At 38.7% G+C, this 14,801-nt stretch carries 13 protein-coding genes; 1 reads left to right on the top strand and 12 read right to left on the bottom strand.

Going from position 1 to position 14,801, the window contains the following annotated elements; genetic code table 11:
* Positions 1-174: 174 nt before the first annotated feature.
* The 9 genes from ASU02_RS11705 to ASU02_RS11665 all read right to left on the bottom strand — a co-directional run bounded on the left by ASU02_RS11705 (position 175) and on the right by ASU02_RS11665 (position 9,747).
* Positions 175-969, bottom strand: a complete 795-nt coding sequence (locus tag ASU02_RS11705) for an ABC transporter ATP-binding protein (RefSeq protein WP_057763739.1) — start codon at positions 967-969, stop codon at positions 175-177.
* On the bottom strand, positions 944-1,945 hold the full coding sequence (locus ASU02_RS11700) for an ABC transporter permease (protein ID WP_057763737.1): 1,002 nt from the start codon (positions 1,943-1,945) through the stop codon (positions 944-946). Before ASU02_RS11700 ends, ASU02_RS11705 begins: the two co-directional genes overlap by 26 nt.
* Before the next feature lie 99 nt (positions 1,946-2,044).
* Positions 2,045-3,058 carry an ABC transporter substrate-binding protein gene (locus ASU02_RS11695; RefSeq protein WP_057763735.1) on the bottom strand — a complete coding sequence of 338 codons (1,014 nt, stop codon included), beginning with the start codon at positions 3,056-3,058 and terminating at the stop codon, positions 2,045-2,047.
* Positions 3,059-3,233: 175 nt separating this feature from the next.
* A complete protein-coding gene (locus ASU02_RS11690; protein WP_057763731.1) occupies positions 3,234-4,010 on the bottom strand; it encodes an enoyl-CoA hydratase-related protein in 777 nt (258 codons plus the stop codon).
* 135 nt (positions 4,011-4,145) lie between these two features.
* The gene (locus ASU02_RS11685) at positions 4,146-5,696 is read right to left on the bottom strand and encodes a fatty acid--CoA ligase family protein (RefSeq protein WP_057763727.1); all 1,551 of its coding nucleotides are present in this window, start codon (positions 5,694-5,696) and stop codon (positions 4,146-4,148) included.
* Between the two features lie 505 nt (positions 5,697-6,201).
* On the bottom strand, positions 6,202-7,089 hold the full coding sequence (locus tag ASU02_RS11680; RefSeq protein WP_057763726.1) for an anti-sigma-V factor rsiV: 888 nt from the start codon (positions 7,087-7,089) through the stop codon (positions 6,202-6,204).
* A gap of 1 nt (position 7,090) precedes the next feature.
* On the bottom strand, positions 7,091-7,606 hold the full coding sequence (locus tag ASU02_RS11675; protein ID WP_057763724.1) for an RNA polymerase sigma factor: 516 nt from the start codon (positions 7,604-7,606) through the stop codon (positions 7,091-7,093).
* Positions 7,607-8,009: 403 nt separating this feature from the next.
* The gene (locus ASU02_RS11670; protein WP_057763722.1) at positions 8,010-8,999 is read right to left on the bottom strand and encodes a lipoate--protein ligase; all 990 of its coding nucleotides are present in this window, start codon (positions 8,997-8,999) and stop codon (positions 8,010-8,012) included.
* A 13-nt stretch (positions 9,000-9,012) separates the two neighbouring features.
* Positions 9,013-9,747, bottom strand: a complete 735-nt coding sequence (locus ASU02_RS11665) for an MBL fold metallo-hydrolase (protein ID WP_057763721.1) — start codon at positions 9,745-9,747, stop codon at positions 9,013-9,015.
* Between the two features lie 213 nt (positions 9,748-9,960).
* On the opposite strand from ASU02_RS11665, the gene yhfH reads away from it, so the two are divergent.
* Positions 9,961-10,095, top strand: a complete 135-nt coding sequence (gene yhfH, locus ASU02_RS25830) for a protein YhfH (RefSeq protein ID WP_082631773.1) — start codon at positions 9,961-9,963, stop codon at positions 10,093-10,095.
* 288 nt (positions 10,096-10,383) lie between these two features.
* Here the strand turns inward: yhfH and ASU02_RS11660 are convergent, their stop codons facing one another.
* The 3 genes from ASU02_RS11660 to hemY form a co-directional block, all read right to left on the bottom strand.
* A complete protein-coding gene (locus ASU02_RS11660; protein WP_057763719.1) occupies positions 10,384-12,549 on the bottom strand; it encodes a YhgE/Pip domain-containing protein in 2,166 nt (721 codons plus the stop codon).
* A 66-nt stretch (positions 12,550-12,615) separates the two neighbouring features.
* Positions 12,616-13,191: a TetR/AcrR family transcriptional regulator gene (locus ASU02_RS11655; RefSeq protein WP_057763718.1), complete on the bottom strand. Its 576-nt coding sequence runs from the start codon at positions 13,189-13,191 to the stop codon at positions 12,616-12,618.
* Positions 13,192-13,354: 163 nt separating this feature from the next.
* On the bottom strand, positions 13,355-14,791 hold the full coding sequence (hemY, locus tag ASU02_RS11650) for a protoporphyrinogen oxidase (protein ID WP_057763716.1): 1,437 nt from the start codon (positions 14,789-14,791) through the stop codon (positions 13,355-13,357).
* Between the last annotated feature and the right edge of the window lie 10 nt (positions 14,792-14,801).

Genomic DNA, 14,801 nt, shown 5'->3' with positions numbered 1-14,801 from the left:
CTTTTTAAATGGAACGATTACTAGTGCACTTATCTAGCACTTTTTTTATTTTATCTAGTACTTTTTACGACTTATCTAGCAAGTTTCAAATCTTATCTAGCACTTTTTAAGATTTATCTAGCAAGTTTCATATTTTATCTTGCATGTTTACCAGTTTATCTAGCAATTGCACTTTTAAATGAGTACCGCCTTATCACTGTTCATCTTCTCTCCACGAATCCGCTGAAATTCTTCTAATAGCTTTTCAACTGTTAAGCATTGCTTCTGTTCATCATTTGCCTGAAAAATTAACTGTCCTTTATCCATCATAATCAAGCGATTACCGAGATCCAAAGCCTGCTGCATGTTGTGGGTGACCATCAAGGTCGTAAGCTGATAGGTTTTGACAATTTCCTTCGTAAGTGCAGTAATCAGTTCTGCACGAGCAGGATCCAGGGCAGCCGTGTGTTCATCAAGAAGGAGAATTTTCGGTTCAGTGAACGTGGCCATTAATAAGGACAGTGCCTGCCTTTCTCCTCCTGATAACAAACCAACCTTTGCCTGCAGGCGATTTTCCAAACCAAGATGAAGGGTTTCTAGCTTTTCCTGAAAGAAGCTTCGCCTCATTTTCGTCACACCTTTTTTAAATCCGCGTGAAGATGTTCTTGAAAAGGCAATGGCAAGATTTTCTTCGATCGTCATTGCCGGAGCAGTTCCGGCCATCGGATCCTGAAAGACACGTCCAATTAATCTTGATCGTTTATGCTCCTTCACCATCGTAACATCTTTTCCGTCAATGAGGACTTCCCCTAAGTCTGGTATCATTTTTCCAGAAATAAGGTTCATGAGCGTTGACTTACCTGCCCCATTACTGCCGATTACTGTCATGAAATCACCAGGCTTTAAATAAAGCTCCATATTTTTTAAGGCAACTTTCTCATCGGGTGTGCCCTCATTAAATACCTTATGAATCTGTTTTAATAACAGCAAGCTGTTCACCACCCTCATAAGCTTTTTGAACTGCCCGACGTTTTTTCCGCTGTCTTTCCCTTTGCTTTTCAAGAATTTTAGGGATAATTAGTGCACATACAACAATTAATGCAGTAATAAGCTTCATATCTCCCGCTTCAAGAAATTCAACCCGGAGTGCAGCTGTAACAATGATTCGGTACAAAATGGCTCCGCCAATGACAGCTAAAGTTGCCCTAACAATTGTTTTTGCACCGAAAATCGCTTCGCCAATAATAACTGAAGCAAGCCCAATCACAATCATCCCGATGCCCATTCCAACATCACTGAACCCGTTATACTGCGCTACTAAAGCACCTGAGAATGCGACAAGTGCATTGGAAAGTCCAAGCCCTATAATTTTCAGCAAATCCGTATCCGCTGAAAAGCTGCGAATCATCGTTTCGTTATTCCCAGTTGCTCGAATTGCAAGACCAATATCTGTTTTTAAAAATAGATCAATGTTGACTTTAACAATAAATGCCAGTATCAGCATGAGAATAAGAATTCCCCATGTTTTCGGTACAAAACCAGTCGCCGATAACACCGTTTGCAGCATCTCATCCAAACCAAGGCTTTGCCAAAAAGCCGTTAACTTTGTCATTACTGTCTCTTCCGCAAGAAGGGGAACATTGGACTTCCCCATAATTCGCAAATTAATAGAATATAAAGCAATCATCATAAGAATTCCGGATAAAAGCGGATTTATTTTTCCCTTCGTATGGAGAAGCCCTGTCATACAGCCTGCTGCAAATCCGGAAAATATTGCGGCAAGCGTCGCAATAAATGGGTCTGTCCCTCCTACAATAAGGACTGCCGACACAGCCGCACCTGTGACAAAGCTTCCATCTACAGTTAGATCAGGGAAATCAAGTATTCTAAATGATAGATAGACACCTAATGCCATTAAAGCATAGATGGCACCTGCTTCTATCGAACCAAAAATAGCTGTTGGCATTGTTCTCATCCCCTCTGATGGTTTGAAAATATATGTTGTCTTTTGCAAATACTGCTGCTCACTATTATTTTTTGCTTTTGCAAATAAAAGCTTTCTCTATTATTTCCCTTCGAAAAACTCTGCAATTTCTCCCCACTCTTGTTTTACTGCAAGCCCTTGTGCCTCAGCAGCCTTTTTATTAATAACTAACTTCAAACTTCCGGGAAGCTCAACTGGAATTTCGGATACTTTTTTATTTCCTTTTAATATTTCCACAGCCATTTTCCCTGTTTGGTAGCCAAGATCAAAATAGCTAAATCCGCTTGCAGCAATCGCACCGCGCTCCATTGAGTCCAATTCTCCCACAAATAATGGGATCTTCTCACTATTTGCAACTGAAATAACAGATTCTAATGCTGAAACAACTGTATTATCTGTTGGTACATAGATGGCATCAACACGACCAACTAAGGATTCAGCAGCCTGTTTCACCTCAGCAGAAGTGGACACTGACGCTTCGACAACAGTTGCACCTTTTTCCTCTGCAAGTGCCTTCACTTGATCTACCTGTACCTCAGAGTTCTGCTCTCCTGCATTAGAGATGACACCGATATTTTTTGCCCCTGTTTGTTCCACAATAAAGTGAATCGTTTTGGCCGTTCCATCTGGATGGTTGTCTGTTGTTCCTGTAATATTATCTCCTGGTTTATTTAGTGCTTCTACTAATCCTGCACCAATTGGATCTGTTACAGAAGTGAAAAGAATCGGAATATCCTTTGTTGCATTTAAGGCACTGACAGCACTTGGTGTTGCATTTGCAAAAATTAAATCAACCTTGTCTCCGACAAAGTTATTCGCTATCGTCTGCGTGTTATTCATATCCCCTTGTGCATTTTGGAAATCGTATTCTACATTTTCTCCCTCTTTAAACCCTTCCTCTTCCAATGCTTTTTTAAATCCTTCTGTTGCCGCATCAAGGGATGGGTGTTCAGCAAATTGTGTTAAGCCAATCTTGTAGGTTTTTCCCTTTTCACCCTCTGCAGCATTTCCTTCCGTACTTTCACTGCCACATCCGCTCAATAACGTAACACCTACTAAACTAGCAGCTGCTAGTATTTTTAATTTCTTAATCATTTATCGCACCCCTTTTTCACTTAAACGCTTTTATGCTTTTATTCACTAAATTATAAGTCTACTAAAGATAGAAATTCAAGTACTTTTTACTATTTTCAAAAAATTTTTAAAAATAACAATAAAAAAGAACATGGCCCATTCTGCCATGTTCTCTCTATTTAAAGCTGCTGTTTCCTTATTTCCCTTTAAATTCTGGCTTTCTTTTTTCTGAAAATGCTTGAAGAGCTTCGATTCGATCTTCTGTTGGAATAATAACTTCATATGCCTTCCTTTCGATTTGCAGACCTGTCTGCAAATCTACATTCATTCCTTGTTTGACTGCAAATTTTGCTTGCTGAAGGGCTAATGGACCGTTCGCCAGCATCTGTTCAGCAAGCTCAAAGCATGTATCCATTAAGTTTTCTGCATTGGTTACCTTTGTTACTAATCCGTAATTTAAAGCCTCCTCAGCACTTAAACGTTTTGCTGTTAAAATTAATTCAAGCGCCTTTGCTTGACCAATTAAGCGCGGCAGTCTTTGTGTTCCCCCTGCACCTGGAATGATCGCTAAGCTCGTTTCTGTCAGTCCCATCTTTGCATCTGAAACAGCAATCCGGAAATCACAAGATAGAGCTAATTCCATTCCTCCGCCGAATGCGAAGCCATTTATCGCAGCAATTGTTGGCTGAGGGAGCTGGTCAATAAGTGAAAACACCTCTCCAATCTTATATATATTTCGGCGTACTTCCACATCTGATAAAGTTTTTCGCTCCTTCAAATCAGCACCTACACTGAATGCCTTTTCACCTGAACCTGTAAAAATGATGATACGGACCTCGGGATTCGTACGTAATTTCTCAATTGAATCCTGCAGCTCAGTTAACGTTTCATAATTAAAAGCATTCAATGCAGCTGGTCGATTAATCATCACCACAGCAACATGCTTTTTCAATTCAATATTGATTGAACTCAAAAATGATCCACTCCCTATTATTTACTACACCTTCCAATTCGTGAAAAACGATATAATTTCCTTCAAAATTCTGAAAAAAGCAGGCAGGAATCATTTGATTTCCTTGCCTGCTTTCCCATTTAAGCTAATTAGCATCTATTGTAAAACTTGAGTTTTCAACGCTCTTCGCAGTATTTTTCCGGTTGTATTTTTCGGCAGCTCTTCTAAAAATTCAATGGAAGAAGGTAGCTTATATTTCGCCAAATGCTGTGAACAATAGTCCATTAGCTCATTTTCAGTTAAGCTTGGATTCTTTTTAACGACAAAGCATTTAACAGCCTCACCAAGATTCGGATCAGGGACACCGATCACAGCTGCCTCAACAACATCTGGATGGTCATAAAGCACCTCTTCTACTTCCCTTGGATACACATTATAACCGCCAACAATGATTAACTCTTTTTTCCGGTCAACGATAAAGAAGTAGCCTTCCTCATCCATTCGTGCTAAATCACCGGTATACAGCCAGCCGTCCTTTATGGTTGCTGCTGATTCTTCAGGCATTTTGTAGTAGCCCTTCATCACATTCGGCCCACGGACAATCAATTCTCCTACCTCACCGACAGGAACTTCATCACCAAGCTCATTGACGATTTTATTCTCGACATTCACAATCGATTGACCAATTGAGCCAGCTTTTCTTGGTTTGTCCAGCGGGTTAAAGCATGTAACAGGTGACGCTTCAGAGAGACCGTATCCTTCAGAAATCAGCACATTAAATTTTTGTTCAAAGTTTTTCAACAGTGCAACTGGCATAGCTGATCCGCCAGAAATACAAAGCCTTAACGAGCTTAAATCCCCGCCAAAGCTTTGTGCAAATTGAAGGAGGAAATTATACATCGTTGGGACACCAGCAAATACAGTTGGTTTATATGTTTCAACAAGCCTGAACATTTCCTTAGGACTGAATTTTGGATCGATAATGATCGTTGCTCCATTCATTAGCGGGGCATTCAAAGCAACAGTTAAACAAAAGACATGGAACATGGGCAAGGTTGTTACGACACGGTCATTTTCATTCATATGGAGATAATCGCTAACATCCTTCGCATTACTGTAAAGATTTTTATGTGTCAGCATGGCGCCTTTTGGCTTGCCTGTTGTACCTGAAGTATAAAGAATAATTGCCACTTCATCATCTGCTAATTCTGGTCCAGTGAAGTGTAAATCACCTGATGCCAGCACTTGTGAAAACGATTTCAATTTAGGAGATGCGGACAGAGCTGTAATATCAATACCTGATTCCTTCCCTTGAGGTGTTTCGCAAATAATATAATTCTCTACTTTTGGCAAAGCTGGGTGCATTTTTTCAATTAGCGGGAGAAGTAAATCAAGGGCTATCACTGCCTTTACATCTCCATTATTAACGATATAACCAATTTCATCAGGTGTATAAATCGGGTTGATTGGTATAACTGTTGCTCCAATACGAAGCGCTCCATGTAATCCGATCACAAAATGTGGAGAATTTCCTAGCAGCAAAGCAATATGATCGCCTTTTTTCACCCCTAATTGTTCAAGACCAGAAGCAAACTTCGTTACTGCTCCGTCCAATTCAGCATATGTACTTGATTGGTCCATAAAATAGTAAGCTGGTTTACTCCCCATTGTTTGTGCTGTTTCATGGAGCTGTTTTGTTAAATTCATATCCCTTTCCCCCTTCTGATGAATGAATAGTCATTCATTTTTATTTAAAAAATTTTCTAAATATATTATATTGAAAGAAAGTTATGTATTCAAGTAAAAAAGTTTTTAATGGTAATCTTCAAGTTATTCAAAATTCCACAAACAAAAATTTTTATATTAAAATAAAATCAAAACGCTTTTCTCAAACATTGTTGGAAATCAACATTGGTGGGCAGAGGTTGATTTCCACTCCTGGCTGCTCGCTTTCCGCGGGGTGGGCGCTGAGCCTCCTCGGCATAAATACGCCTGCGGGGTCTCACCTGACCCACACTTCCCGCAGGACGTTGAATAAGCTCCTTGAATACACACCGCACGAAGGAAATGCGGATGCATTTTCGAGGACTAGCACCTTCCGCTCCAATCAACTAGTCTTTTTGATAAATAAAAAACTTTAATCAAAAACAACAATTTTAAAAAAAACTGTCTAAATCAAAAACCGAACGGATGCCACCGTTCGGTTTTCCTATTAATGAATATATTCATCGCTAACTAAAATGTCTGAAATTGCTTCCGTCGGAATGATAAATTCAACAACACCCATATACCCCGGAGCCACCTCGTACTTATCAAAGGACATGACTAATTTTCCGTCATTATTAATATAGAAGCTTTGTTCTTTGCTAATAGTTTCAAAAAGTTCTGTAAGGTCTTCATCTTCAAGACCGGCCCCAGAAACCCAGTAAATTTTATTCTCATCCGCCTTCATTTGGTCACGCATTTGCTCTTTTATATTTTCAGTAATTGTATTCACATAACTTTCATCTTTAAATAACATTGGTAAACTTAACAAGATTTGATTTTTCTTATCAATTGTATCGTATTTCATAATCGTTGAAGATGAAGCAACTGTATTTACAACATATCTGCCGATTGAAAGAATCTGATCATTATCTGTTTTAACCTCATAACCGCTGTCAACACCTAGATGACCGCCGCCATTTTTCTCTAAATCCTTCATATCAGTCATGAAATCATCATACAGTTCTTTTCCTTCTTTTATATATTTATCATTTAAACTTTGTGCCAAGTCTTCATTTTCTAAATCTGATACTGCTGGTACTTTTATATCTGCCTGGTATTTTTCCTTATCCACTTTATATTCTGTAAAAGTTAATACCTTTACAATGCTTCCAACTACTGGAATTTCCGCCAAAGTGCTAGCCATAGCAGGGTTAATATTCAGTCCTCCGATAAAAAGAACTGCAGCTGCAGCTGTTCCAGCAATCCATTTATACCCATTTTTCTTCTTGCTCTTCTTTCCTTTTAATAATGCCCTCTCGACAATGAAATCCAGCTCATCCGGTATTTGAATGTTTTTATACTCCGTCTTCATCTGCTCTAGTTTTTTGTCCATTCTAGTTTGCCCCCTTAATGATTTCATCGTTCAATTCGATCCGCAATAGCTTCAATGCTTTATACAATCGAGTTTTTATCGTATTAACATTTTCATTGAGAACATCCGCTACTTCTTCAATTTTTAAATCCTCAAAAAAACGTAAAACAATAATGCTTTTGTATTCAGGAGATAATTGATCCAGCGCTCTTTCTAAATCAATATTCTCATAATGGTCTTCACTGCCTGAACTGATAAACTCCATTGTTTCCGCATCCACAATACTGACTCGTTTATGTTTCCTGAGAAAATCTAAGGAAGTATTGACCACTATTCTATAAAACCAGCTTTTAAGCGTTTTTAAATCCTGAAGAGAGTCAATAGATATGATTGCTTTATGAATCGAGTCTTGTACGATATCTAAAGCATCCTCAGAATTTTTCACATAGCTATAGGCTAGCCGATAAAAGTTCTCTTTGTTCTCTCTTATAAAGCTTGTAAATAATTCATCGTGATTAAATTTATTTTTCTTTCCCATGTCGCAAAAAGGCTCCTTTATTGCTATTAATTTGTATACAATTTAAAGACGCATCATCGGTAGTAAAAAGTTTTAGCATTTTATTGTAGATTATTGCTATTTAAATATATAGTTGGGTAGAGTTGATTTTTCCGCTCCCAGGCCCGCTCGCCTTCCGAGGATGCTCAACTGTCCCACACTTCCCGCAGGATGTTGAATAAGCTCTTTGAATACATACCGCATGAAGGAAATGCGAATGCATTTTCGCGGGTCTCGCAACCTTCCGCACCAATCAACCAACTTTATTAGCAACCGTTTGTCATACATAACCTATTTGAAAGCATCATTTTTTTATAAAAGATCCCTATTATTAACTTATGCTCATTAAAAAGAGCGTTCCCCGTAAGGAACACTCTCATGAATTTTAGTATATTAATTGTAGAAAATCCTCTTTTGTAATATTTCCAAAATAGTGTTTAATATCAATTTCTTCAAGTGCTTTTTCTAGTTCTGCCTTTTCATAGCGGACACCAATTAGTTTATTTTCGATATCGCTAACATCGCCAACACCGAAAAAGTCCCCGTATATTTTGCAATTTTCAACTTTGCCTTTATCCACATCCAGTCGAATATCAATGCCGCCAACTGGGAATCGATGGGAATGCTGCAAATTAAATTTAGGAGATTTCCCGTAATTCCAATCCCAGTTCTGATACCTTTCCTTCGATAACTGGTGGATTTTTTCCCAATCCTCGTCTGTAAGAACATACTCCTCGATTTGGTCCTTGCCGCCAAAAATATTTTCAAGCAGCAGGGCACGGAATTCTTCAATCGTAATGTTTTCTTTTAAAAACTCAGAAATATTTGCTACACGGCTGCGAATCGATTTGATCCCTTTTGATTCAATTTTATCCTTTTTCACCTTTAATGCAGAAACAACGCTGTCAATTTCGGAATCTAGCATCAGAGTACCGTGGCTAAACATTCTGCCCTTTGTAGAAAATTGAGCATTTCCAGAAATCTTTCTTCCTTCAACAGTGAGATCGTTCCTGCCGCTAAGTTCAGCATCTACCCCTAGCTTTCTTAATGCATCAACAACAGGCTCAGTAAACTTTCGGAAATTATGAAAGCTCTCCCCATCATCTTTCGTGATGAAGCTAAAGTTCAAGTTTCCTAAATCGTGGTATACTGCACCACCGCCAGATAGCCTGCGGACAACATGGATGCCGTTTCCTTCCACATATCCCGTATTAATTTCTTCAATTGTATTCTGATTCTTTCCGATAATGATGGATGGCTCATTTATGTAAAAAAGCAAATACGTCTCGTTAATAGCTAAATTTTTTAACGCGTATTCTTCGATCGCTAAATTTATTCTTGGATCGGTTATTCCTTTATTATCAATAAATAGCATAGTGATTCACTCCTTATAATTTAACGGACCATTGATAGGCAGCAAGCGCAATTGGGCCACTATACATATCTGCAGCTTCTTCCTTTAATTGCTCAATATTCCCGTAATGCGGCAGATGAGTAAGCAGAAGTTTTTTGACATTGGCTTTCTGTGCTAAAGTTCCAGCATCGTAGCTTGTCATATGCCCCGCATTTTTGCCATTCTGATGCTTATAAAAATTACATTCACACACTAATAAATCCGCCCCATTACAGAAAGGAACGAATTCTTCTTTGTACGATGTATCCGCAGTATAGACAAGGGATTTTCCGTCGGCCTCAATTCTCATCGCAAAGCACGGAACAGGATGATCCGTCTGTAAAAATTGTATCGCAAATGGGCCAATTTTTAAAGTTTGACCTGATTGATAAGCAATTCCCTTCGTAATCTCTTTATACGTTAATTTTGAAAACTCATTTTCATCTATCCCATGACCATAAATTGGAAGGTTTTCAGTCTTCTTTCCCAAAAAACCTTGAATAAGACGGGCATGCTGCAGCACACCAATATCTGCAATATGATCCGGATGATAATGCGAAAGAATGACCCCATTAATCTCTTCTGGCTGAATAATCTTTTGCATTTTCGCCAGAACACCGCTGCCGAAATCAATCATTAAATGGTATCCTTCATGTTCAAGCAAATAACCCGAGCTTGCTTCATCTGCCTTTGGATACCCGCCCCAGCAGCCGATTACTGTAAACTTCATGATTAGTTCTCCTCCTTCTATCTATTTCCTTGTTATTTTCGCCTAATAGCAGGAATGAAAAACATATTGTCATTACTAATATACATGAATGAGCCTATTTTTTCATTTCCAGTATTTTGTATCAAAACAGTCGTTGACATCACCTTGCTGTTATAATACAATTAAAGAAATCTTACTATTCAAACAAACACAAACTTTAGGAGGCTTTCAAAAATGATCCAAAACATTTTAGATTTCTTTAGAAATTTACCGGCAAAGCAATGTGTTGAGTGCGGGAAGGCAATAGAAGAACAGCATGAATGCTATGGAAACAAATGTGATCATTGTATGGGAGTTTCAGATATATAAGTACTTTTGCGTCTTTTCTTCAGGCTTTTTTCTAAAAAAAATGTAGTTTTTGACTATGTATTCTATTTATCAAAAAGACTAGCTGATAGGAGCAGTGGGACAGGTGAGCTCCCGCAAGAGCTTGTGCTCCGAGGATGCTCATTTCCCACCCGGCAGAAGAGGGAGCATCCTGAGCAGAAATCAGTCTCTTCCCACAAACGATTATTTTGCAGCATGTTTGCGAATAAGTCCTTATTTTTACTCATAAAAAAAACCAGCCGCTTCATTTAAAACGGCTGGTTTTTTCGTTTATTCCGCAGCAGCTGCTGCAGCAAAACGTTTTTTATGCATACCTGTAAAGAACGCAATCGTTCCTGCAATAAATAAGACAATGAAAATCGCTAATATTCCTACATTATGCCACATAAAGCTAATGTCACCGCTTGAAATAACTGCTTTAAATCCAGAAACAGTGTAAGTCATTGGCAAGAATGAGCTAATTGGCTGTAAGAAATTAGGAATTAACTCAAGTGGGAATGTACCTGCACTTGTTGTTAATTGCAGGATTAAGATGATAATCGCAATGAAACGTCCAGGATCCCCAAATGTTGTTACAAAGAACTGAATTAATGTAATGAATGTCAGACTTGTAATGATGGCAAAGAGTATAAATAAAGGTACACTTTGCACTTCAATTTTTAAACCAACAAACATAATCAGCACTGCGATTAGCGCTTGAATAATTCCAATTCCCATTAAGATAAGGAATTTACTTGTAAACCAGTTAAATCCGTTTCTCGGTACTCCAGCTGGTTCACGTAATGGAAAGACAATTGATAATAATAGTGCACCAACAAATAGACCAAGTGATAAGAAATATGGAGCAAATCCTGTTCCATAGTTCGGAACTTTATTGATCTTTTCATTATCCACCTTAACTGGTCCAGCCATCATGCTAAATGTATCATCAGTCGCATGAACAGATGATGCTTTATCAGCGCCGTCAGCTAATTTACTAGCTAGCTCTTCTGACCCATCATATAATGTTGCATTTCCATCTGCTATTTTTCCAGCACCATCTTTAAGCTGTGCTGTTCCATCTTTAATTGCTGCAGAACCGTCTTGTAATTGTCCAAGTCCCCCAGCTAATACAGTTGACCCAGCAGCTAATTGATCCGCGCCTGCTTTCGCATCTGCGAACTTCTCACTAAATGTATTCATTCCAGCTTGGAAGTCGTTTTGCCCTTTGGAAATTTCCTTGGCACCGCCTTCAAGCTTTTGGCTTCCTTTTGCAAGCTCATTTACACCTTGCTGAAGCTGTTTCTGTCCTGCGTTTAGTTCACCAATTTTTGCAGCAATTTCATTTCCGCCATTCGCAAGCTGACCAGCAGCACCGGCAAGTTCGGCTGTTCCTGTTTTAAGCTGATTCAATGCGCCTTCTAACTCTAAACGCTGTGGTGAATTTTCAGGAAGCTGACCAATTAATGCTTGGAGTTTCTCCTGAAGCACTGCCATTCCGCCATTAACTTTTTGCGCTTCTGTTTGCCATTGTTGCAATGATGTTGATAGTGTTTTCGCGCCAGCACCAATCTGCTCTGTACCAGTAACAACAGCTGGCAGCTTCTCATTGACTGCGCCTAAGCCTTCTTTTGTCTGATGAATACCTGCAGCCAGTTGCTCGTGGCCTGCTTTTAATTGTTCAGATGCTGACTTTAATGTATTCTGTCCTTCTTGCAGCTGACCCAGTCCATCTGCAAGAGTTTTCGTACCAGAAACTAATTCCTTAGAACCGTTATTAATTTTCCCTACTCCATCATTAAACTCAATTGATTTATCAGCCAATAAAGAAAGCTTATCATAAATAAGTGATGAGCCATCCTTTAGTTCAGCTGCACCTTCATTTATTTTAGAAGCACCGTCACTTGCTTGTCCCATTCCGTCTGCAAGCTCAGTCACTTTATCAAACATTGTTTCTGCATATGTTTCGGTTATCTTCTCTGAAATAGATGATTTTATTTTTTCAATAGCTGTTTCACCTATTTGCGAAGAAAGAAAGTTATAGCTTTCATTCGGAACATAGACAAGCTTTAACTTTTCAGGCTGATCATCAAGCAATGTAGTTGCATTTGATGAAAATTCTGATGGAATTTCAATTAGCATATAATATTTTTGATTTTTAAGGTCCTTATAGCCTTGCTCTTTGTTAACAAACTTAAAATTAAAATCTCCGCTTTCCTTTAATTTATCAACAAGTTCATCCCCAAGCTGAAGCTCTTTCCCTTCAAAATCAGCACCTTTATCCTCATTTACAATCGCAACAGGTAAATCTGCCAAATGATCATAAGGATCCCAAAACGCCCATAGGAACATTCCACTGTATAATACCGGAATAAATAGAACTGCAATTATTGGAATAAGAAGTTTTTTATTCCGCAAAACAGACAGCAATTCCTTTTTGAAAAGACTTTCTCTCAATGTTGTTGCCTCCTTGTTAAACTGACTGTTTTGTTCATTTAGTCAATATATTCCAAAAAACGAGGACTATCTGTTTGATAATCCCTTAAAGATGTACTGTTCAAATAACTTCGCAATTTCTTCCTTTTCTAATGGTTCATTTCGCTTTTCCCAATCAAAGATGAGAGCAACATAGAGCTTTAACATAATAAATGCTGTTACCTCAGGGTTGCATTCTTGAATTTCTCCTTTATCAATTGCAGCAATGATTTTCTCCTTTAAATAACCAAGAATGGCATCCTCTAGTTTAATCATTACCTCCATAACAGCAGGAGTCCCCATCTCTTTCTCTTCTTGGAAGAGCTTAATTGTCAGCTGATGCTTTAAGCGGAATTCCAAGATTTGATAAAGCCCGCGATGAACCTTTTCATGAAAAGAAAGTGTAGAATCCATTGCTTCATCAGCTGCTCGCTTCATTTCACTAATAAGCGAGCTAATGATTTCATCAAACAGTTCTTCTTTATTTTTAAAAAAAGTATAAATCGTTCCTTTTCCTACGTTCGCAATCTTTGCAACCTGATCCATTGTAGTTGCCTTAAAGCCAAACAATGAGAAGGATTTAGTAGCCGCCTCAATAATCAGTTGCTTTCGATCGATTGCCATTGCCTCACCTCTTTAAGAATGCATTAGCATTTGCTTTTGCAAGCAGACGCTAAAGCTAGAAAAAAAGAATAATTGACTAAATGAGTAATTTGGTCATTTTGTACAATATGTAATTTAACATACATTTATAATAAATGCAACAAAAAATAGTAAAAAAAAGCTATCACGAATGGATAGCTTTTTTATTTTTGCTATATAAGAATGATAATACTTGTTGAACAGCCTTTTCACCTTGATCAATACAGTCAGGCATCCCTAGGCCATCATAGGAGCTACCTGCAATATACACACCTGGGAGCTCAGCAGTCAGCTGACTCATCACATGATCGATACGCTCCTTATGACCAACGGTATACTGAGGCATGGAATCCTTCCATCTAGTTACTACCGCAAAGTCAGGAGCCATTGTGATATTCATCGTTTTATTTAAATCATTTAAGACGATCTTTACCATTTCATTATCTGATAGTTCGACTACCGCTTCATCACCAGGTCTCCCTACATAGCAGCGAAGCAATACCTTTCCTTCTGGTGCAGAATGCGGCCATTTCTTATGTGTCCATGTGCAAGCAGTAATGGTATAGTCACTATTTCGTGAGACAACAAATCCTGTTCCTTCAATATCTTTTTCAATCGCTTCTTTAGGAAAGGCAAGAGCAACTGTAGCTACCGATGTGGAAGGCATTTCCTTAAAAGCATCGAAAAAGCGATGCTGCTTCAACATAGACTGGGTAACATGATGCGGGACAGAAATAACTACACTATCAGCCAGTAATATTTCTCCGCCATCTAACTCAAGCTCATACCCGTCAGCATTTTTGTCAATCCCTGTGATCCGAACCCCTTTTATTACAGAATTCGGCTCCAATTTCTTCTCAATTGCATCGACAAATGACTGCAGCCCCGTCTTAAACGTTAGGAACATTCCTTTGTCTTTTTTCTCACTAGAACTTTTTGGCTGTGATGGGGTTGATTTTTTCATCCCCAATATCAGGCTTCGATATTTTTGTTCTACTTGATAAAACTGCGGGAATGTAGACATTAAGCTTAAATGATCAATATCTCCAGCATAAATTCCTGATAACAATGGTTCAATTAAGTTTTCAACTACTTCATCGCCTAATCTTCTCCGGAAAAACCCGCCAAGTGCCTGATCTTTCATTGCGTTTGACCGTGGCAGAACAAAATCTGCTGCAGCACGCAGTTTACCTGGAAATGAAAATAAGCCTGTTGTAATAAAAGGGGCAATCTGTGTCGGAATCCCCATTATGGACCCGCCAGGCATCGGATGAAGACGCTCTCTCGCTAATACAAACGATTTTCCTGCAGTATTTCTGATTAGTTCGTTTTCCATCCCAACCTCTTTAGCTAAGCGTGAGGCACTTTGCTTTCTGGCAAGAAATGAATCAGGACCTCTTTCGATAACAAAGCCTTCTTTAACAACCGTTTGCAATTTGCCGCCTAGCCGCTGTGACGCTTCAACAAGTTTCACATCAAGTGACAGACCCTTTTCACGTGCTTCTTTTTGCAAATAATAAGCAGTTGCTAAACCTGTAATTCCACCGCCGATAATGATAACCTTCTTTTGTTCTTCCGACACAGTTCTTCGC

It is taken from the genome of Cytobacillus praedii (assembly GCF_001439605.1).
In the GTDB taxonomy this organism is placed as follows: Bacteria; Bacillota; Bacilli; order Bacillales; family Cytobacillaceae; genus Cytobacillus; species Cytobacillus praedii.
This window is presented reverse-complemented; position numbering and strand designations above follow the sequence as displayed.

Coding starts and splice junctions, on each gene's coding strand:
- ASU02_RS11700 (WP_057763737.1), bottom strand. CDS start 1,945: ATGCCAACAGCTATTTTTGGTTCGATAGAAGCAGGTGCCATCTATGCT.
- ASU02_RS11695 (WP_057763735.1), bottom strand. CDS start 3,058: ATGATTAAGAAATTAAAAATACTAGCAGCTGCTAGTTTAGTAGGTGTT.
- ASU02_RS11685 (WP_057763727.1), bottom strand. CDS start 5,696: ATGAATTTAACAAAACAGCTCCATGAAACAGCACAAACAATGGGGAGT.
- ASU02_RS11680 (WP_057763726.1), bottom strand. CDS start 7,089: ATGGACAAAAAACTAGAGCAGATGAAGACGGAGTATAAAAACATTCAA.
- ASU02_RS11675 (WP_057763724.1), bottom strand. CDS start 7,606: ATGGGAAAGAAAAATAAATTTAATCACGATGAATTATTTACAAGCTTT.
- ASU02_RS11670 (WP_057763722.1), bottom strand. CDS start 8,999: ATGCTATTTATTGATAATAAAGGAATAACCGATCCAAGAATAAATTTA.
- ASU02_RS11665 (WP_057763721.1), bottom strand. CDS start 9,747: ATGAAGTTTACAGTAATCGGCTGCTGGGGCGGGTATCCAAAGGCAGAT.
- yhfH (WP_082631773.1), top strand. CDS start 9,961: ATGATCCAAAACATTTTAGATTTCTTTAGAAATTTACCGGCAAAGCAA.
- ASU02_RS11655 (WP_057763718.1), bottom strand. CDS start 13,191: ATGGCAATCGATCGAAAGCAACTGATTATTGAGGCGGCTACTAAATCC.